Raw genomic sequence first — 19,283 nt, 5'->3', positions numbered from 1 at the left:
TATCGCTAAGCAGAGGAGTAAATCTCCTCTGCTTAGCGATCAATAACATTGTTATTCATTATGACAAACTAATGCTTAAATTGAGATTTTTCCCTAAAGCTGAAAATGCGCGTCCGATTGTGTTCCTTAATTCCGCCCGCTGTACGGCAAAGCGGATTCATCCCTAATCTCAGCCAGCACTGCCCGTAATTTTTTGCCATCGGTGATGTTGATTTGTTGATCTTGTCGGCTGTCTTTGCCCATACTTGGCGATTCGTTGGCCAACATGGCGCTGTGGCGATAACCGCCGGCGGAAAGGTGAATTTCGCTTGCACCGGTGGTTTCAATTAATGCGCGGGCATTGGCGGCATTCACGCCAGCCCCGGGCATGATACTGATGCGGTTATCGGCTTGTTGCACCAGTTGGCGGATCAATTCTGCGCCCTGTACCGCACTTTGTTGCTGTCCTGAGGTTAAAAGCCGTTCGCAGCCCAACTCGATAATCTGCTCAAGTGCGGTTTGCGGATCACGGCATAAATCAAAAGCTCGGTGAAATGTCACGCCCAAACCGTCAGCAGCGTCGAGCAAACGGCGGCAAGCCGCCAAATCAATCTCGGCCGTTGCAGTCAACGCACCGATTACCACGCCCTGCGCACCGCACTTTTTCGCTAATCGAATATCGCTTTGCATAATCCTGACTTCATCGGCACTAAACAGAAAATCCCCTGCACGCGGGCGGATCATGACATACAGCGGAATCTGCGCTACCGCTACCGCACTTTCGATTAACCCGTAGTTCGGCGTAATGCCGCCCAACGCCAACGCGCCGCACAGCTCGATTCGGCTCGCACCGCACTTTTGCGCCGTATGCAGCGATTCAATATTGTCCACACAAACTTCGATTTGGATCATCTACTCTCCTGATTTCCGCCTGCAACGATGTTAGCAATATTTTGATCAAAAAGATAATCGCTTGTTGAATAACCAAAAAGAATTTACTATCGCTAAACAATCAATAATCAAACAGGTGACATTATGCCAAACAAACCGCTCTTCACTGCCTCTTGGTCAACGTATTTATTAATTCTGACCACCCTCAGCGCCGCTGGTTTTCTCAGCAGCGGTGTAGTCACTTGGATCGCTGCCAATTGGGACTATTTCGGCAAATTCACCAAACTGTACGCCACACAAGGTTTATTCCTCGTCAGCATAGCGGCGGCAATGGTGTGTTATTACCGCGAATACCGTAAACTGGGGCAAGTGCGGTTGAAATTTGCCAGCAGCAGTTTTTTCTTTATCGCCGCCGTGCTGATTGGTGCGTTACTGGCGTTAATCGGGCAGATTTATCAAACCGGCGCCGATCCTTGGCAGCTGTTCGCATTATGGTCACTGTTGCAAATCCCATTATTACTAGCGCTGCCGAATGTCGCGGCGGCGTTGTTGTTGCTCGTGACCTGTAATCTGAGCTTAGCGTTCTATCTCCAGTTTTCCTGGTGGAATGAACATTCAGTATATTTCATGATTCTGCTAAATCTCTGTTTTGTGATTTTAAGCGAAATTTTCAGCAAACCGTTGCATGATCAAGATTGGCATATTATCTCCAAAGTCAGTAATACCATACTGATTATGTTGCTGCTTCCGCTCTCTAGTGATAACGCACCCTTGGTGTGGCTGCTGACTGCGGGCGCGCTCTATTATTACAAACAACGCCGTCACGATCTGTTTAATCAAAGCGGCTACTGGGCGTGCCTACTGTTTAGCGTCGACGTTTTTTTGCTAAACACGAGTGATTGGGATATTGGTGGGGTTTTCCTGGCAACGCTTGTCACCCTCGGCGCAGCGATCGCCCTCGGCATTCATTTGAAAAAGCAGTATACACAGCAAGCACAAGGTATGCCTTGGCCGCTGCAAATCCTGTTTACTACACTGGCGATACTCGTGACGCTATTGCTGATTGTTTTTCTGTTTGTGGCAGACATTTTTGAATCGGACAACCTGTTTCTGATGACCTCTCTGGCGTTTCTCGCCATTGGTGCGGTGCTATACACCAAAAAAGCCAATGAATATGCCAGTGGTATCTTGATTATGGTCGGCTTGGGGCCTTATGTTTTCCATTATCTGTTCAATTATACCTTTGGCTCCCGATCGGACGAGGCGCTTTCCGCGCAAAATTGGGATTTGCTCGGCATGGTCGTCATCAGCCTGCTGTGTTACCTGTTTATTGCGATCAATTGGATCAAAACCGGCAGTCTTATTCTACTACTGTTCACTTTATTATATACTTTCAGTTTTCAAAACTATTACCTGTATGGCTTTGAACCGGAGCAAGGGCTGCAATATAGCTTCTGGCATTTGCTGTTTGATTATTATGCCGCTTATTGGTTGGCGCTCGCCAGCTTGGTTCTGTTTTGCTTAAGCCTGCGCCCGCTGCGGTATCACGCCCATATTGAAAGTGCGGCATGGGCATTTTGGCTGGTTTATATCGGTTTTATCGCAAAGCCGGATATTTATATCTCTTTGAATATATTGAATATAGTAGAGGCAAATCCGCTCTCCGTTCCCAATAATATCAGTGAATTTTTCCATATTCTCACCCACTCCCTGTTTACGGCGGAACGCTGGCACTGGACGACATTGATCCTGCTGCTGATTTGTCTGTCACCGGCGATAATCCATCTCTGGATCAGCCGTCGGCAACAGTTGAAAACACAAAGTGCGGTTATCATTGTGCTACTGCTGGCAATTTTCGGGCTGGCTTTTATCGCCTCTCCCGGGATTTTGCTCGGCTTCGCTTTACTGCTGTTGGCTTACCCGAATCACAATCGGCTGTTGTTCGGTTGCGCCCTGCTCGCGATTATCGGCTTTCTGACACATTATTATTACTGGCTGGGTTTGCCGCTGCTGTATAAATCCTTTTTACTGTTAGCCAACGCATTCTTATTCCTGTTGGCCGCGCTATATTTACAGCGCCAACGCCGTCGTACAAGTGCGGTACAAACAGCCGCCCCGAATTATCAAGGCAAAATCGGTTGGTCTACACCGTCGCTCGCCGTACTCACACTGTTGCTGACACTGGCTATTAGCAACTTCAGCATTCAAAAATACGAAAATGTGCTGCACAACGGCAAGACCGTGATTCTCGCGCTGGCACCGATTGATCCGCGTTCGATTATGCAGGGCGATTATATGGAATTGAATTACGATTTACTCAATGAAGTACAGTCTGCAATTGATAAACAACAAGAGGATAAAAGAATCGAATTGAACGTTGATCAGCCTCGCACCATTTATGCGCAAGACAGTAGCGAAAGTTATGTCGTCAATGACGTGGATGCAGCAGCCTATGCCCGCTTCGAACAATGGCTTGATCAACGCCCGACACAGCTATATGCCCTGTTAAAACAAAATCCGGACGGCAGCGCAGCACTTTGCCGGTTGGAATCAACATTGCCAACGGATTACCACGATTGCCTCGCGGACATTGCCATCAAACTGCATATCCGTGACTACAGCACATTATGGAACCTAACAATGCCCGGACAACAATTCTTCTTCGCCGAAGGACAAGCCGCCCACTTTGAACAAGCCAAATACGGCGAATTCCGCGTATTAAACGGCACGGCATTGTTGGCACGTTTGTTGGATAGCGAGATGAAAGGGTTGTAGCGGCAAGTTGTCGATTGTAGCAAGTGCGGTTTTAGCGTAAAATACGCCTCTATTTTTAAAGTAAGTTTTAGAGCAAGTCATTTTTAACTCAAACCGTTTTTTAACGAGAAGAACGAAACTACCGTGTCGCAAATTAAATTAATCGTCGGGTTAGGCAATCCCGGCAGTCAATACGCACAAACGCGCCATAATGCCGGCGAATGGCTGATGGCGCGTTTATGTCGCCAAAATAACCTCAACTTAACCGCCGAGAGTAAATTCTTCGGGCATACTGCGCGTGCGTTTATCGCCGGTCAAGAAGTGCGGTTGCTTGTGCCGAGCACGTTTATGAATCTCAGCGGCAAAGCGGTCGGCGCCTTGGCGAATTTTTACCGCATTCAGCCGGAAGAGATTTTGGTGGCGCACGACGAATTGGATCTGCCGCCCGGGGCGGCAAAATTGAAACTCGGCGGCGGACACGGCGGACACAACGGTTTGAAAGACATTATCGCCAGCCTCGGCAATAATAAAAACTTCCACCGTCTGCGTATCGGCATCGGACACCCCGGCGACAAAAATTTAGTGTCGGCTTATGTGTTGGGCAAGCCGCCGCAAAATGAACTGAATTTAATCGAGCAAGCCGTGGACGAAGCAGCATTATGCGTGGAAATCATGCTGAAAGACGGCATGACCAAAGCCATGAATCGTTTGAATGGATTTAAAATTTAATTTCACGAAAGGAAAATATTATGGGATTTAAGTGCGGTATCGTTGGTTTACCGAATGTGGGCAAATCGACCCTATTTAACGCATTGACAAAAGCGGGCATCGAAGCGGCAAACTATCCGTTTTGCACCATCGAGCCAAACACCGGCGTCGTACCGATGCCGGATCCGCGTTTAGATGCGCTGGCGGAAATCGTCAATCCGCAACGGGTGCTGCCGACGACAATGGAATTTGTCGACATCGCCGGTCTGGTTGCCGGTGCGAGCAAAGGCGAAGGTCTGGGTAACAAATTCTTAGCCAATATCCGCGAAACCGACGCGATCGGACACGTCGTGCGTTGTTTTGAGAACGACGATATTGTGCACGTTGCCGGTCAAATCAATCCGGCGGAAGACATCGACACCATCAATACCGAACTGGCGTTAGCCGATTTGGATAGCTGCGAAAAAGCGATTCAACGTTTAACTAAACGCGCGAAAGGCGGCGATAAAGACGCGAAATTCGAATTGTCGATTATGGAGAAAATCCTGCCGGTGTTGGAAAATGCCGGTATGATCCGCTCGGTTGGTTTAGACAAAGATGAGTTACACGCAATTAAAGGCTACAACTTCTTAACCCTGAAACCGACCATGTACATCGCCAACGTCAACGAAGACGGCTTTGAAAACAACCCGTATTTAGATCGCGTGCGTGAAATTGCCGCTAACGAAGGCGCGGTGGTCGTGCCGGTGTGTGCGGCGATCGAATCGGAAATCGCCGAATTGGACGACGACGAAAAAAATGAGTTTTTACAAGAGCTGGGCTTGGAAGAACCGGGCTTAAACCGCGTGATCCGTGCCGGTTATCAATTGTTAAACCTGCAAACCTACTTTACCGCCGGTGTAAAAGAAGTGCGTGCCTGGACGGTTGCCGTCGGCGCAACCGCCCCGAAAGCCGCCGCCGTGATCCACACCGATTTTGAAAAAGGCTTTATCCGTGCCGAAGTGATCGCCTATGACGACTTTATCCAATACAAAGGCGAAGCCGGTGCCAAAGAAGCCGGGAAATGGCGTTTGGAAGGCAAAGACTATATCGTTAAAGACGGCGATGTGATGCACTTCCGTTTTAATGTCTAACAAAATAACCAATGCTGTTTGATGAGGCGGTGTAGGAGCGGATTAACTATCCGCCCGTTTACGAAGTGTGGTATAACTCATTAATCAACAAAAGAGAAATGCAAAGTGCGGTGTGGGCAGATAGTTAATCCGCCCCTACTTTTGCAATATAAATTGTGCATTTTAATTCTGTCAGGAAGCCCTAAGGCTTACTGATAAACAGCGTTTTCACAGCGATAAATAGAGGAAAAAATGAACAACTCAGTATTAACCGTGATCGGCAAAGATCGGATCGGGATTGTGTATGATGTCGCCAAATTATTAGCCGAACAGCAAATTAATATCGTCAATATCAGCCAGCAATTGATGAATGAATTTTTCACCATGATTATTTTGGTCGATACCAGCGCTTGCGCCAAAGATTACCAAACGTTGGCTGCATTTTTTGTTGAAGAAGGCAAGAAATTAGGGCTGGAGCTGCGGCTGCAAAATACCGATATTTTTAATGCCATGCACCGCATTTAAGGATCGACGATGAGTAACAGTATTCAGTCTTATGAGATTTTAGAAACGCTGAAAATGGTGTCGGATCAACACTTTGATGTGCGCACCATCACCATCGGGATTGATCTGCATGATTGTATCAGCCCCGATTTGGCAACCTTAAACCAAAATATTTTCAACAAAATTACTCATGTCGGCAAAGACTTGGTGCAAACCGCCAAAGAGCTGTCGGCAAAATATGGTGTGCCGATTGTCAACCAGCGCATTTCGGTGACGCCGATTGCGCAAATCGCCGCTGCCACTAAAGCGGACAGCTATGTGTCGATTGCACAAACGCTGGATCGGGCGGCGAAAGCGATCGGCGTGTCGTTTATCGGCGGATTTTCCGCACTGGTGCAAAAAGGCATGAGCCCGTCGGACGAAATATTGATCCGTTCGATTCCCGAAGCGATGAAAGTGACGGATATTGTCTGTAGCTCGGTCAATATCGGCTCGACCAAAGCCGGAATCAATATGGACGCGGTAAAATTGGTCGGGGAAATCGTCAAACAGACGGCGGAAATCACGCCGGACGGTTTCGGTTGTGCCAAGTTGGTGGTATTTTGCAATGCGGTGGAAGACAATCCGTTTATGGCAGGCGCATTTCACGGCTCCGGCGAAGGCGATGCGATTATCAATGTCGGGGTTTCCGGGCCGGGCGTGGTCAAAGCCGCACTGGAAAACTCTGATGCCAAAACCCTGACCGAAGTCGCCGAAGTGATAAAGAAAACCGCGTTTAAAATCACCCGTGTCGGCGAGTTGATCGGGCAAGAGGCCAGCAAACGCTTAGGCATTCCGTTCGGCATTTTGGATCTCTCGCTTGCACCGACACCCGCAGTCGGCGACAGTGTAGCACGGATTTTAGAACAAATGGGCTTGAGCGTATGCGGCACGCATGGCACAACCGCCGCACTGGCGTTGTTAAACGATGCGGTCAAAAAAGGCGGTATGATGGCGTCAAGTGCGGTCGGCGGTTTAAGCGGCGCCTTTATTCCGGTATCGGAAGACGAAGGCATGATCAAAGCGGCGGAACAAGGTGTGCTGACCTTGGATAAATTGGAAGCGATGACCGCCGTTTGTTCCGTCGGTTTGGATATGATCGCCGTGCCGGGCTACACCACTGCCGCCACCATTTCCGGCATTATCGCCGACGAAGCGGCGATCGGCATGATCAACAGCAAAACCACCGCCGTGCGGATTATTCCCGTGCCAAATAAAGATGTCGGCGACAGCGTGGAATTCGGCGGTCTGCTCGGCTACGCGCCGATTATACCGATTAAACAAGGCAATTGCGAAATCTTCATCAACCGCGGCGGCCGCATTCCGGCGCCGGTGCAGTCGTTAAAAAACTAATTTCTTGGTTTTACATACCAAGTGCGGTCAGAGCAAGTGCGGTCAAAAAATTATTGAACCGCACTTGATACTACAGGTCAAAGCCAATCCGCGTGCCGTCCGGCAGCGTCACGTCCAGACTGAGCTTTCCCCCCAACCCGTTAATATAGCGTTTCAAGGTAGATAAACGCGGATCATTATCCGGCTGCTCCATTCTGACAATCGCCGGTTGCGATACCCCCATATTTTTCGCCAACTCTTTTTGTGACATATTGAGTTTATCACGTAACATATTTAGCGTGATTTTGCGGCTTTCTTCCTCCACTTGTGCCTTAAGCCGAGCTTGCATTTCCGGACTAACAGAAGCTAAAAGTTCTTCGTATGTCGCCATATTATTTTCCTTTCAAATTGTCTAAATGTTTTTGATATTCAGAATCAGCAAGTTTGATCATTTTTTATAAAACTGAGCTTCATTAATGCCAGTTTTATCTCCGGCGCACATAACGATAGCGCGCCGAAGTGGATCAAATATAAAAAATGCTCTTACAGGATCACCTAAGTGTTGAATTCTCAACTCTTTCATATTGCTAAATTTTGAACCTTTCAGTGTATCAACATGAGGTCTACCGAGATGTGGTCCAAACTGTTTTAATAATCCCAGTGAAAATAATACTGATTCCTGTAGCGTTTCAGGCTGCTCTTTGAACCATTGGGTAAACACATCACACGTTATTAATTGCCACATTGTCCCTCCAAACGATTTTCACACCCGATAATATAACTTATTCATTATATTTTCAATCTTATTCTTATTCCCTTTCATTCTAATAAAATCCAATTGATTATTTCCCCTTGGCTAATTTTATTGTATGTTAATCGTTCGTTTGTTTAGCGTTTGACAGGGAATCCGATGAAACCTACCGCACTTTTTTCTTTGACCGCACTTGCGTTGTCCTTTTCCGTCGCCGCACAAGCCGCGCCGCATACCTTGATTAACTGTATCAGCAATTCGCCGGCGCAATTTAGCCCGGCGATTATCAATGATGCCAATGATTTCAACGCCAGTTCGCAGCAGGTTTACGACAGCTTGCTGGCATTCAAACCCGGTTCAACCGAGATTGAGCCGGGCTTGGCGGAGCGTTGGGAGATCAGTGAGGACGGCTTGAGCTACACCTTTTATCTGCGCAAAGGCGTAAAATTCCATGCCAATAAGGAATTTAGTCCGAGCCGTGACTTCAACGCCGATGACGTGCTGTTTTCCTATCTGCGCCAAGCGGATAAAGATCATCCGTTCCATAATGTGTCCAACGGCACTTACTTCTATTTCAACTGGATGGCGTTGCCAAAACTGTTGAAATCGGTGGAGAAAGTCGATGACTACACGGTGAAAATCAACCTGAACAAAGCCTATTCGCCGTTTTTGAAAATCGTGGCAATGGATTTCTTGTCGATTTATTCACAGGAATACGCCGACAAAATGCTGGTGGCAGGCAAAGCGGAAGCAATTGATAAAACACCAATCGGCACCGGTCCGTTTGTGTTTCAGGCTTATCAGCTGGATCAGGCGATCCGCTACAGTGCCAATGCCGACTATTGGCGCGGCAAAGCGGCGATTGACCGCCTGATTTTCAGTATCACGCCGGACGCCACCGCCCGTTATGCCAAACTGCAAACCGGCGCATGCGATGTGATCGACTTCCCGAATATCGCCGATATCGAAGAGATGAAAAACAATCCGAAAGTGCGGTTATTTGCCAAAGAAGGACTGAATTTAGCCTATATCGGTATCAATCACCGCAAAGCCCCGTTGGATAATGTCAAAGTGCGGCAGGCGTTGAATTATGCCACCGACAAACAATCCATTATCAATGTGGTCTATCAAGGCGGCAGCGGCGTAGCGGCGAAAAATCCGTTTCCGCCGAGCGTGTTAGGTTACAACGATACGATTGAGGATTATCCGTTTGATTTGGACAAAGCCAAACAACTGTTAGTGGAAGCCGGTTACAGCGACGGTTTTGAAACCGAAATTTGGGTGCAACCGGTGGTGCGTCCGTCCAATCCGAATCCACGCCGCACCGCTGAAATTTTACAAGCAGACTGGGCGAAAATCGGCATAAAAGCCAAGTTGGTAACCCACGAATGGGCGGATTTCAACAAACGCACCCGTGAGGGCGAATTTTTCACCGGTACTTACGGCTGGACCAGCCGCAACGGAGATCCCGACAACTTTTTGTCGCCGCTGTTAGGCTGTGAAAATGTCGGCGGCACAAACTACGCCGGTTGGTGCAATGCGGAATTTGAAAACCTGTTACAACAAGCCGTCGCCACCGCCGACGATACGCAAAGAGCGGTACTATACCGACAAGCCTTGCTGATCGCCAAAGAGCAAGCGCCGTTGATCCCACTGGCACACTCGATCAATTATGTGCCGACCAGCTTGCGCGTACAAAACTTCCGACAAAGCCCGTTTGGTTATACCGCTTTTTACGGCGTCAGTCTGGCAGACTGATACCGCACTTTAACGTTATTCGGACAATAAAAAACCCTACTGTTTGTAGACGCAGACAGTAGGGTTTCGTCTAGTTTAGAGAATTACGGCATGATCGCCTCTTGATCTTCGCCCTCTTTTTCCACTTTTGGCGGTAACATATGCTCCCGATCTAACCCCAGATCCAGCGCAAGTGCGGTTGCGATATAAATCGAGGAGTAAGTCCCGAAGCCGATACCGATTAACAACGCCAGCGAGAAGTTATGGATACTCGGCCCTCCCCAAACAAACAACGCCAGCACCACAACCAAGGTTGTCGCCGAAGTCATCAACGTTCTTGCCAAGGTTTGGGTTAAGGAAATATCCATGATCTCCTGCGCAGCCGTACGGCGGATTTTACGGAAATTTTCACGAATCCGATCGAAGACGACGATACTGTCATTCAACGAGTAACCGATAACCGACAAAATCGCCGCCACGAAGGTCAGATCAATTTCGATCTGCAACGCAGCGAATACACCCAGTGTGACAATCACATCATGCGCCAATGCCAAAATCCCGCCGGTGCCCAAACGCCATTCGAAGCGGACTCCGACATATAACAGCAACATAATTAACGTTGCCAAAGTGGCATAAATTGCCGCTTCCGTCAGCTCTTTGCCGACGTTCGGCCCGACAAACTCGATACTGCGCACCGTCGATTGCGCATCAATACCGTGCAGAATATTGATGATTTTCGGTCCGATGGTCGTATCACCGTCTTCGGACGGTAAACGGATCATCACATCACGCGTGCCGCCCGAAGCCTGTACAATCGCACTGCCGAACTCGTTTTCAGCCAAGGCAGACCGCACTTTCGGTAAATCGGCAGGCCGGGAGAAAGAGGCTTCGATCACGGTTCCGCCGGTAAAATCCAGCCCCCAGTTAAAGCCCTTCGTGACCACAAAAAATAGCGATACCACGATTACCGCAACCGAGAAAATATAGCCCGGAATGCGATATTTCATAAACGGCACAACTCTGCGAGCCAGTTTTATCCCTTGCTCTGTTTCTACCATTTGTTTTGCTTTTACATTCACAATTAAATCCTCACCTAAATCGACAATTTGTCAATGCGTTTGCCGCCATACAGGAAATTGACAATCGCCCGCGTTCCGGTAATCGCCGTGAACATCGAAATCGCAACCCCCAACGATAACGTAATGGCAAAACCTTTCACCGGTCCCGTTCCGACCGCATAGAGAATAATCGACACTAAAATGGTGGTCAGGTTGGCATCAAAGATACTGGTGAATGCACCGTTATAACCTTCGTGAATCGCTTGCTGTACGCTCCTGCCGTTGCGCAGTTCCTCTTTTATCCGCTCAAAAATCAGTACGTTGGCATCGACCGACATACCGACCGCCAACACGATTCCGGCAATCCCCGGCATGGTTAAGGTTGCCCCCGGCAACAGCGATAACACGCCGATCAACAACACGATATTCAGTACCAAGGCAAGATTGGCGATCATGCCGAATTTACGATAGACAAACAACATAAACAGAATGGTGAAACCTAAGCCATACAGGCTGGCTTCCATCCCCTGTTCAATGTTTTGCGCCCCTAAAGACGGGCCAATCGTGCGCTCTTCCACGATTTGGATCGGCGCAATCAACGCACCGGCACGCAGTAACACCGACAAATTGAGGGCTTCTGCCGGACTGTCGATGCCGCTGATGCGGAAACGGCTGCCCAAACGGTCATTAATGGTGGCGACGTTGATCACCTCTTCGTGTTTTTCCAGAATCGGCGTGCCTTTCTCATCAACCCGACCGCTCTCTTTATATTCGCTGTACAGGGTTGCCATCGGTTTGCCGATGGCATCGCGGGTTGCCGCCGCCATCAGATTGCCGCCTTCACTGTCCAACGTGATATTCACCTCAGGACGACCGGTATTGCTGTCCACGCCCGAACTGGCGCCGGTAATATGTTCACCACCGAGAATCACACGGCGGTATAACACCACCGGATTGCCTGCGCGATCATATTTGATTTCAGAATCGGCAGAAACCATACCACGCGCAGCGGAAGCCGAATCGGCATTGGTATTGACCAAACGGAATTCCAAGGTTGCAGTCGCCCCCAAAATCTCTTTGGCACGGGCGGTGTCTTGCACGCCCGGCAGTTCGATAACAATCCGTTCGGCGCCTTGACGCTGCACCACCGGCTCAGCCACGCCCAATTCTTCGACCCGTTTCCGCAAAATCGTCAGATTTTGTTCAATCGCATGTTCACGCACTTGCGCCAGTTCCGTTTCCGACATGGCAACGGTAATCACGTTATTGTTGTTGCTTTGTTGTAACGTCGGATCAAGACGGCGAATCAGGCTTTGCGCTTCGGATAAGGAGGCTTGCTCGCCCAAGGTAATCACCGTGGCATAATTCTCCCCTTGGCGAATATTGGTATACGGAATTCTGGCTTTGCGCAATTCGGTACGCAAATTGTCTTGCCGCTGAGTTTCCAGTTTCTCAAGTGCGGTATTCATATCCACTTGCATCAAAAAACGTACGCCGCCGCGCAAATCCAAACCGAGTTTCATCGGGCTGCCGCCGATGGCTTCCAGCCATGCCGGTGTTGCCGGCGCTAGGTTTAAGGCGACGGAATAGTTGTTGCCCAAACTTTCGGCAAGTTTGTCTTTTGCTAATAATTGATCGTCGGTATTACCGAACTTCGCCAAAACCGAACCGTTTTCCAACTGCAGCGATTTCACGTCGAGCCGGTTTTGCTGTAAAACTTGTTGAACTTGTTGATAAGTGGTGTTGTCCGCCTGCTGTCCGCGGGTACCGGAAATTTGCACCGCAGGGTCTTCACCATAAAGATTTGGAAGAGCATACAAAACGCCGATGGCGACCAAAATGATCACCATCAGGTTCTTCCATAAAGGGAAACGATTTAACACAATTAAAACCCCTCACTCGGAAGTTAATTGGAAGATTGGAAAATTACAGGGATTTCAAAGAGCCTTTTGGCAGAACCGCCACCACGAAATCACGTTTGATGGTCACTTCGGTGCTGTCGTTCAATGCGATCACGATATAGTCGCTTTCTGCAGACACTTTGCTGATTTTACCGATCAGACCGCCGCTGGTTAAGACTTCTTCGCCTTTTGCCAATGACGCCATCAAATTACGGTGATCTTTGGTACGTTTCGCCTGCGGACGATAGATCATGAAATAGAAAATTAAGGCAAAAATTACCAAAATAAAGATCATTTGCATTCCGCCGCCTTGTTGAGCATCCATTTTATTATCCTTTTTAAGTTAGTGATTGAAATGATGAATATTAATAGGGTGAAGTTATCACCCCATTACAAGAAAGATGTTAAAAATAGCATAAAACGCACTTAAAGTGAAAATCTTCTTTGTGCTTGCGGCTATTTTCCTTCGTCAAATGCGTGGTATTCATTCAACGGCGGCACAGGCTTGCCGATACGGGCATAAAACTGCTCGACAAACTGCTCCAATTCGCCTTTTTCAATCGCTTCGCGCAGCTGCGCCATCAAACGTTGGTAATAACGCAAATTGTGAATCGTATTTAAGCGCGCGCCCAAAATCTCACCGCACTTATCCAAATGATACAGATAGGCTTTGGTGTAATTTTTACAGGTATAACAGTCACATTCCGCTTCCAACGGCGAAGTGTCGTCACGGTATTTGGCGTTGCGGATTTTAACCACCCCGTCGGCAGTGAACAGATGTCCGTTGCGCGCATTGCGGGTCGGCATGACGCAGTCGAACATATCAATGCCGCGGCGCACGCCCTCCACTAAATCTTCCGGTTTGCCCACGCCCATCAGATAGCGCGGTTTGTCTTGCGGAATTTGCGGACAGACATATTCCAAAATCCGGTGCATATCTTCTTTCGGCTCGCCCACTGCCAAACCGCCGACCGCATAACCGTCAAAGCCGATATCGACCAAGCCCTCGACCGACACCTTACGCAGCTCTTCGAATACGCTGCCTTGAATAATGCCGAACAGCGCATTTTTATTGCCCAGCTCGTCAAAACGGTCACGGCTGCGTTTTGCCCAACGCAGCGACATTTCCATCGATTTTTTAGCATAATCGAAATCCGCCGGATATGGGGTGCATTCGTCGAAAATCATGACAATATCTGAGCCCAAATCGTATTGAATTTCCATCGATTTTTCAGGTGATAAAAAGATTTTTTCGCCGTTAATCGGATTGCGGAAATGCACGCCCTCTTCTTTGATTTTGCGGATATCGCCCAGGCTGAACACTTGGAAACCGCCGGAATCGGTCAGAATCGGACCGTACCACTGCATAAAATCGTGTAGATCGCCGTGCATTTTCATCACTTCTTGCCCCGGCCGCAGCCAAAGGTGAAAGGTATTGCCCAGCAGAATCTGCGCACCGGTGGCTTTCACCTCTTCCGGTGTCATGCCTTTCACCGTACCGTAAGTACCGACCGGCATAAACGCCGGCGTTTCCACGCTGAATTCGCCGTGCGGACGTTGAAAGGTCAGCTTGCCACGACGGGCGCGACCATCGGTTTTGTGTAGTTCGTATTTCATTTTTTACTCCTATCAACGGAAAAACAGTCCGAAGATAAATCTTATTTAACAAGAATAAAAGTGCGGTGATCCGTACTTTTGGTTTTTGTGTGAGCGGTTAATCCAATCCGCTCACATCAGGATTTTTGCTAATAAACATCGCATCGCCGTAACTAAAGAAGCGATATTTTTCGGCGACCGCACTTTGGTAGGCACGCATCGTGTTTCGGTAACCGGCAAACGCCGACACCAACATCACCAAGGTCGATTCCGGCAAATGGAAATTGGTAATCAACGCATCAGTCACACGGAATGTTTTGCCCGGATACAAGAAAATCGCGGTATCCGAAAAATACGGCGCCAGCAAGTGCGGTTCGCCCTGCTCTGCCGCCGCTAATGCCGCACTTTCAATCGAACGCACCGACGTTGTCCCCACCGCAATCACCCGTTTTCCGGCGGCTTTGGTCGCCAAAATCGCCGCTACCGTCTGCTCGTCCACTTCCACATATTCGGCGTGCATATGGTGATCTTCCACTTTTTCCACCCGCACCGGCTGGAACGTGCCGGCACCAACGTGCAAGGTGACAAAGGCGAAATTCACGCCTTTTTGTTTTAATTTTTCCAGCAACGGCTGATCGAAATGCAAACCGGCGGTCGGTGCCGCCACCGCGCCCGGCACTTGGTTATACACCGTTTGGTAACGCTCCTGATCCATCTCTTCATCGGGACGATCGATATACGGCGGCAACGGGATATGCCCGATTTGCTGTAAAACCGCCAACAACGGCGTATCGCCGGCTACCTCCAATTCAAACAAGGTGTCATGGCGCGTTTTCATCACAAAAACAATGCCGTTGCCTTCGCCTAATTTGTCCTCGCCCAGAATAATCTGTGAACCGGCTTGCGGCGCTTTCGAGGCGCGCACATGCGCCAGACAGCTTTTTTCGCCCAACACCCGTTCCACCAGCACTTCCAACTTACCGCCGCTGCTCTTACGCCCGAACATGCGTGCCGGAATCACGCGGGTATTGTTAAACACCAATAAATCACCGGCGTTGACCAATTCCAACACATCGGCAAAACGGCGGTGTTGCAGCTCGCCGTTTTCGCCGTTCAGGCACAACAAACGGCTGCTGCTGCGCTCCGTTTTCGGATAGCGCGCGATCAGCTCGTCCGGCAATTCAAAATGAAAATCTGAAACCTGCATTTTCTCTCACTCTGATGACATAAAAATAAACGTTGTAGTTTATTGCTTGTTGCTGCCGGTAGCAAGGCGAAATCTGTAAAGTGCGGTTAAAAATTTGATCAACGCAACCGCACTTTGCCACTCAGCGCGTACTTTGTCACTCAGCGTACGCTTTGCGTTGCAGTGAGCAAATTCTGTTTCATCAGCGCGAACCAAGCCTGCATTTTTTCCGCCATTTCGGCTAAATTTGCCGCCAAATCGTCAGGCGGTGTTTGCGCCAACAGCCGTTGCCAATACGGATCGGCTTTGTCGCTTGGCTGAAAGCCGTTTTCGCCCAGTTTGAGAATAGCATTCAGCAAGTCTTGTTCGCTCTTTTTGCCGGACAGAAAATCATCATACAGTGTTGTCGGTAATGGCAAGAGACGTTGTTCGCTTTGCATGAAATCCTGCATATAAACGCCCAACTGCCGCTGCGCCTGCTCGGCGGAAAGCGGACTAAAACCGTAGGACTGAATCTTATCGCCGTCCAAACCGTAAAAGTGCGGTGCGCTGTCCGCCGTTTGCTTCTCTGTTGGTAAATTGAGCTGACTCAGCAACGCCAAATATTCAATCCAATATTGGATCAGCTGCTTGACTTTAATTGAACCGGCACGCCATGCTACCTGTTTTATCTGCGTATTTTTTGTTTGCGCATTTCTGGTCGGCGAATGTTCGGTTTGGCTTAAATCCGGCTGCGGATATAAGCCGCCGACTTCGCCCTGTAAACGATAGCGCCCGCCATCGATTTCAATGCCGATATCGATATTTAACGCCGTCGCGCTTTGCGATAAATAGGGTTCAATCACCGCACTTAACGGGCGCAGGCGCTCGCTCAGTTTTTGTTGACTGATAGCGGCGAAATTGGCGCGCGGCAGTTCGCCTTTCAGTTCAAAACGCCGCAACTGCGCTTGCCATTCGTTTGGCGCTTGCTGCAACAAACGCTCGCTCAAGGTGTAGCGCTGCAAACTATCCAACGCAAAATTCTCACTATCCGCCCACTCGTTTTCATCTTGTGTAAAATAGACCCCAAGCTGGTTTTGGAAAAAATACGCCAACGGCGATTGCACAAAGCGAATCAGTTGCTCCAACGCAATCACATTTTCCGCTTGCGGCTCGCCTGCCAACGGCTGCAAAAATCCGCTCACCTGCGCATTATCCGTCGCACCCGCCAACCACTCTTTGGCAAAAGAGCGGTTGCGCCGCCCCAGTAGGAAATTATCACGGCTGAAAACCGTCATCGGGTGCTGTTGAACCAAGGCTGACCGCACTTTTTCAAGCCGATTTTCGCTATTTTGCTCTTCATCATCGGCTTGCGCCAACTCGGTTTGATCCGCCAAATAGTCGAGCAACTGGCTGACCAGCACCGATGGCTGCAAAGGTTGGTTGTCGATCAGCGAACGTCCGACATAGCTGATGTAGAGTTTTTGCTGCGCCGATAAAATCGCTTCCAAAAACAGGTAGCGATCATCGTCACGCCGCACCCGATCGCCTTTTTGTTGATGATATTGCATTAAATCGAAACTGTTCGGGTTGTGTTGACGCGGATAATCGCCCTCGTTCATGCCCAACAAGGCGACCACTTTGAACGGAATCGCGCGCATCGGCAGCAAGGTGCAGAAGCTCAATTTGCCGTTGAGAAAATGAAAACTGTTGTCCTCTTCGCTTAATTTATGACTAAACAATTCGGCGATCACGGCGCTGTTCAGCGCCTGATCATAGGCGCTATCCAGTGCGGTTTGGCAGATTTCGTCAATCCGTTTTGTCAAAAACAGCAGCACCGCGCGGCTGTGTTCATTTTCGCCGAAGAAGGTTTGCAGCAGCCAATGCAACTGCTGTTGCCACTGCTCGATCGAATGTTCCTGCTGTAAAACCGTGTGCCAGTGCTGCAAGCAATCGAGAAACTCGCCCAGTTTGCCGACAATCTGCGCATTCAAGCCGTAGCTTAACTCAAACGCCACCGTCTCCTGCCAAATGCCGTCGTTTTCCCGCATCGCCGCCCCCAGCAGCATACGCTGCAAACCGCTTTGCCACGCGTTGTAGTTCGGCGTTACTTGGTCGAGCGTCGCTGCGTTTTGATCGGCGGATAAGCCGTAACGAATGCCGTTTTCCGCCACCCAACGCTGCAAAATCTCCAGCTCTTTCAGATCCAACTCAAAACGCTCGCGCAGCTCCGGCACATCAAGCAGCGCCAGCACCGTTTCGGCGCTGAAATCACTCTCTTGCAGTTGCAGCAATTGCAGAAACGTGGCGATCAGCACATCGCTGTGCGTGTGTTTGCGGTCGGCGATTTCATAAGGGATAAAACGCGGATCACTGTACGAATATTGCGAAAAGGCTGCGTGGATATAAGGCACATAACGATCCACATCCGCCACCATCACCACCACGTCTTTCGGTGTGAGGGAGTTGTCTTGCTGAAACCAATGCAGCAGTTGATCGTGCAGCACTTCCACTTCACGCATCGGGCTGTGGCAGGCGTGAATGCTCAAACTTTGATCATCGGCGGCAAGCAAAAACGGCGGGCTTTTTTGCAATTCTTGCAGATCCAAAATCGCATTTTGCAGTTGCGCCAGCAAACTGTCGCCGTCCGCCGCCGCATAAGCATCGATTTCATTGGCTTCGCTCTGGCTTAATAACGCCAAGAAATCGCGCCCCATTTTGCCCCACGCCGCCAGCAGCGGATTGCCGGTTTGCAAGTAACCGAGCGGATCATCTTGCCAATCGGGCTGTGCCAATTGCGCCAACTGTTTTTCATTCAGCCAATCGCTTGACGCTTGCTCGGACGGCTTCAGGCGCTTGCGCAGTTTTAATTTTTGCAAAAACGCCGGATCGATAATATCGCCCCAGTAGTAACGGCACGGGTTATTAAAAAACAGGTGTACCTCGCAATATTGCGCCATTGCCTGCAACGTCTGCAAATAGACGTTCGGCAACGCGGAAATCCCGAAAATAAACAGGCGTTGCGGCAGGTGTTTCGGTTGCTGCTCGGCGAGGGTCTGCAAATATTGCCGGTGCAGCGCCGCACGGTGCCAACAACGCTCCTGTTTTTGCGCCGCCTGCCGTTCAATACGGGCATACAGCGCACGCCACAACTGCCCTTGCCAGCTGACCGCACTTTGCAGATCCTGTCTGAAACGAGCGGAAAGTTCGTTATCGGTTGTGCTGACGCCCTGCAGCAATTGCTGCAAGACGTTTTGATCTTGCTTCGCCTCCCACGCCGAAATCCAATCCGGACGATACACCAAATATTGATCAAACAGATCGGCGATTTTGCCGCTTAATTGATACAACTTTTCCTGTTCGCCGTGTTGCTGCTCACGCAGGTATTTTTTCAAACCGCCGAAATCGGGTTGGTCGAGCAAGGTCGGAATCAGCGCCATTAGGTGCCACTGCATCCGCTCTTTTTCAAAGGCGTTATGCTGCGGCACGTCGGACAAGGTGCGGTGATATTGGTGCCAGATAAAACTGGCAGGCAGCGGAAAACTGATATTGGCGGCAACACCGCACTTTTCGGCGATTTGCAGTTTCAGCCACTGCGCCATGCCCTGACTTTGCACCAAAATCTGTTCGCTTTGAAACGGATCCACCAGCGGTTGTAACGCCAGCAAACGGATCAACAGCGCTTGTTGCGTATCCAAATGGTTAGAATAATATAAATGCAGCACCGCATAGCCTCTATTTTGATTAAATGGCTTG

The 19,283-nt window shown here is 49.4% G+C and carries 15 protein-coding genes; 6 read left to right on the top strand and 9 right to left on the bottom strand.

Translation table 11 applies throughout. From position 1 onward, the window contains the following. Nucleotides 1-126 precede the first annotated feature (126 nt). Nucleotides 127-888, bottom strand: a complete 762-nt coding sequence (locus B8880_RS13590; protein ID WP_084258129.1) for a copper homeostasis protein CutC — start codon at nucleotides 886-888, stop codon at nucleotides 127-129. 126 nt (nucleotides 889-1,014) lie between these two features. On the opposite strand from B8880_RS13590, the gene B8880_RS13585 reads away from it, so the two are divergent. The 5 genes from B8880_RS13585 to B8880_RS13565 all read left to right on the top strand — a co-directional run bounded on the left by B8880_RS13585 (nucleotide 1,015) and on the right by B8880_RS13565 (nucleotide 7,340). Beyond that, nucleotides 1,015-3,645 carry a GDYXXLXY domain-containing protein gene (locus B8880_RS13585; protein ID WP_084258113.1) on the top strand — a complete coding sequence of 877 codons (2,631 nt, stop codon included), beginning with the start codon at nucleotides 1,015-1,017 and terminating at the stop codon, nucleotides 3,643-3,645. 123 nt (nucleotides 3,646-3,768) lie between these two features. Next, a complete protein-coding gene (gene pth, locus B8880_RS13580) occupies nucleotides 3,769-4,353 on the top strand; it encodes an aminoacyl-tRNA hydrolase (protein WP_084258112.1) in 585 nt (194 codons plus the stop codon). Between the two features lie 20 nt (nucleotides 4,354-4,373). Beyond that, complete coding sequence (ychF, locus tag B8880_RS13575; RefSeq protein WP_084258111.1) at nucleotides 4,374-5,465, top strand: redox-regulated ATPase YchF; 1,092 nt, start codon at nucleotides 4,374-4,376, stop codon at nucleotides 5,463-5,465. 231 nt (nucleotides 5,466-5,696) lie between these two features. Continuing rightward, the gene (locus B8880_RS13570) at nucleotides 5,697-5,969 is read left to right on the top strand and encodes an ACT domain-containing protein (RefSeq protein ID WP_084258110.1); all 273 of its coding nucleotides are present in this window, start codon (nucleotides 5,697-5,699) and stop codon (nucleotides 5,967-5,969) included. Nucleotides 5,970-5,978: 9 nt separating this feature from the next. Then, on the top strand, nucleotides 5,979-7,340 hold the full coding sequence (locus B8880_RS13565) for a PFL family protein (RefSeq protein WP_084258109.1): 1,362 nt from the start codon (nucleotides 5,979-5,981) through the stop codon (nucleotides 7,338-7,340). Between the two features lie 70 nt (nucleotides 7,341-7,410). On the opposite strand, the gene B8880_RS13560 is transcribed toward B8880_RS13565, so the two are convergent. Both B8880_RS13560 and B8880_RS13555 read right to left on the bottom strand, forming a co-directional pair. After that, nucleotides 7,411-7,710, bottom strand: a complete 300-nt coding sequence (locus B8880_RS13560) for a helix-turn-helix domain-containing protein (RefSeq protein ID WP_084258108.1) — start codon at nucleotides 7,708-7,710, stop codon at nucleotides 7,411-7,413. 57 nt (nucleotides 7,711-7,767) lie between these two features. Beyond that, the gene (locus tag B8880_RS13555) at nucleotides 7,768-8,064 is read right to left on the bottom strand and encodes a type II toxin-antitoxin system RelE/ParE family toxin (RefSeq protein ID WP_425273003.1); all 297 of its coding nucleotides are present in this window, start codon (nucleotides 8,062-8,064) and stop codon (nucleotides 7,768-7,770) included. Nucleotides 8,065-8,229: 165 nt separating this feature from the next. Between B8880_RS13555 and B8880_RS13550 the strand changes: the two genes are divergently transcribed. Continuing rightward, nucleotides 8,230-9,828, top strand: coding sequence for an ABC transporter substrate-binding protein (locus B8880_RS13550; RefSeq protein ID WP_084258107.1), 1,599 nt, complete (start codon nucleotides 8,230-8,232; stop codon nucleotides 9,826-9,828). Nucleotides 9,829-9,911: 83 nt separating this feature from the next. On the opposite strand, the gene secF is transcribed toward B8880_RS13550, so the two are convergent. The 6 genes from secF to recC all read right to left on the bottom strand — a co-directional run bounded on the left by secF (nucleotide 9,912) and on the right by recC (nucleotide 19,252). Next, the gene (secF, locus tag B8880_RS13545; protein ID WP_084258128.1) at nucleotides 9,912-10,865 is read right to left on the bottom strand and encodes a protein translocase subunit SecF; all 954 of its coding nucleotides are present in this window, start codon (nucleotides 10,863-10,865) and stop codon (nucleotides 9,912-9,914) included. Between the two features lie 35 nt (nucleotides 10,866-10,900). Next, a complete protein-coding gene (gene secD, locus B8880_RS13540) occupies nucleotides 10,901-12,748 on the bottom strand; it encodes a protein translocase subunit SecD (protein ID WP_084258106.1) in 1,848 nt (615 codons plus the stop codon). A gap of 43 nt (nucleotides 12,749-12,791) precedes the next feature. Continuing rightward, nucleotides 12,792-13,091, bottom strand: coding sequence for a preprotein translocase subunit YajC (yajC, locus tag B8880_RS13535; RefSeq protein WP_084258105.1), 300 nt, complete (start codon nucleotides 13,089-13,091; stop codon nucleotides 12,792-12,794). 131 nt (nucleotides 13,092-13,222) lie between these two features. Then, complete coding sequence (gene tgt, locus B8880_RS13530; protein WP_084258104.1) at nucleotides 13,223-14,383, bottom strand: tRNA guanosine(34) transglycosylase Tgt; 1,161 nt, start codon at nucleotides 14,381-14,383, stop codon at nucleotides 13,223-13,225. Nucleotides 14,384-14,480: 97 nt separating this feature from the next. Next, a complete protein-coding gene (gene queA, locus B8880_RS13525) occupies nucleotides 14,481-15,569 on the bottom strand; it encodes a tRNA preQ1(34) S-adenosylmethionine ribosyltransferase-isomerase QueA (RefSeq protein ID WP_084258103.1) in 1,089 nt (362 codons plus the stop codon). Nucleotides 15,570-15,709: 140 nt separating this feature from the next. Further along, complete coding sequence (gene recC, locus B8880_RS13520) at nucleotides 15,710-19,252, bottom strand: exodeoxyribonuclease V subunit gamma (protein ID WP_159460764.1); 3,543 nt, start codon at nucleotides 19,250-19,252, stop codon at nucleotides 15,710-15,712. Nucleotides 19,253-19,283: the final 31 nt, after the last annotated feature.

Origin of the sequence: Pasteurella testudinis DSM 23072 (assembly GCF_900176075.1) — a bacterium.
Classification (GTDB): domain Bacteria; phylum Pseudomonadota; class Gammaproteobacteria; order Enterobacterales; family Pasteurellaceae; genus Chelonobacter; species Chelonobacter testudinis.
This window is presented reverse-complemented; position numbering and strand designations above follow the sequence as displayed.

Coding starts and splice junctions, on each gene's coding strand:
- B8880_RS13585 (WP_084258113.1), top strand. CDS start 1,015: ATGCCAAACAAACCGCTCTTCACTGCCTCTTGGTCAACGTATTTATTA.
- ychF (WP_084258111.1), top strand. CDS start 4,374: ATGGGATTTAAGTGCGGTATCGTTGGTTTACCGAATGTGGGCAAATCG.
- B8880_RS13570 (WP_084258110.1), top strand. CDS start 5,697: ATGAACAACTCAGTATTAACCGTGATCGGCAAAGATCGGATCGGGATT.
- B8880_RS13565 (WP_084258109.1), top strand. CDS start 5,979: ATGAGTAACAGTATTCAGTCTTATGAGATTTTAGAAACGCTGAAAATG.
- B8880_RS13560 (WP_084258108.1), bottom strand. CDS start 7,710: ATGGCGACATACGAAGAACTTTTAGCTTCTGTTAGTCCGGAAATGCAA.
- B8880_RS13555 (WP_425273003.1), bottom strand. CDS start 8,064: ATGTGGCAATTAATAACGTGTGATGTGTTTACCCAATGGTTCAAAGAG.
- B8880_RS13550 (WP_084258107.1), top strand. CDS start 8,230: ATGAAACCTACCGCACTTTTTTCTTTGACCGCACTTGCGTTGTCCTTT.
- secF (WP_084258128.1), bottom strand. CDS start 10,865: ATGGTAGAAACAGAGCAAGGGATAAAACTGGCTCGCAGAGTTGTGCCG.
- yajC (WP_084258105.1), bottom strand. CDS start 13,091: ATGGATGCTCAACAAGGCGGCGGAATGCAAATGATCTTTATTTTGGTA.
- tgt (WP_084258104.1), bottom strand. CDS start 14,383: ATGAAATACGAACTACACAAAACCGATGGTCGCGCCCGTCGTGGCAAG.
- queA (WP_084258103.1), bottom strand. CDS start 15,569: ATGCAGGTTTCAGATTTTCATTTTGAATTGCCGGACGAGCTGATCGCG.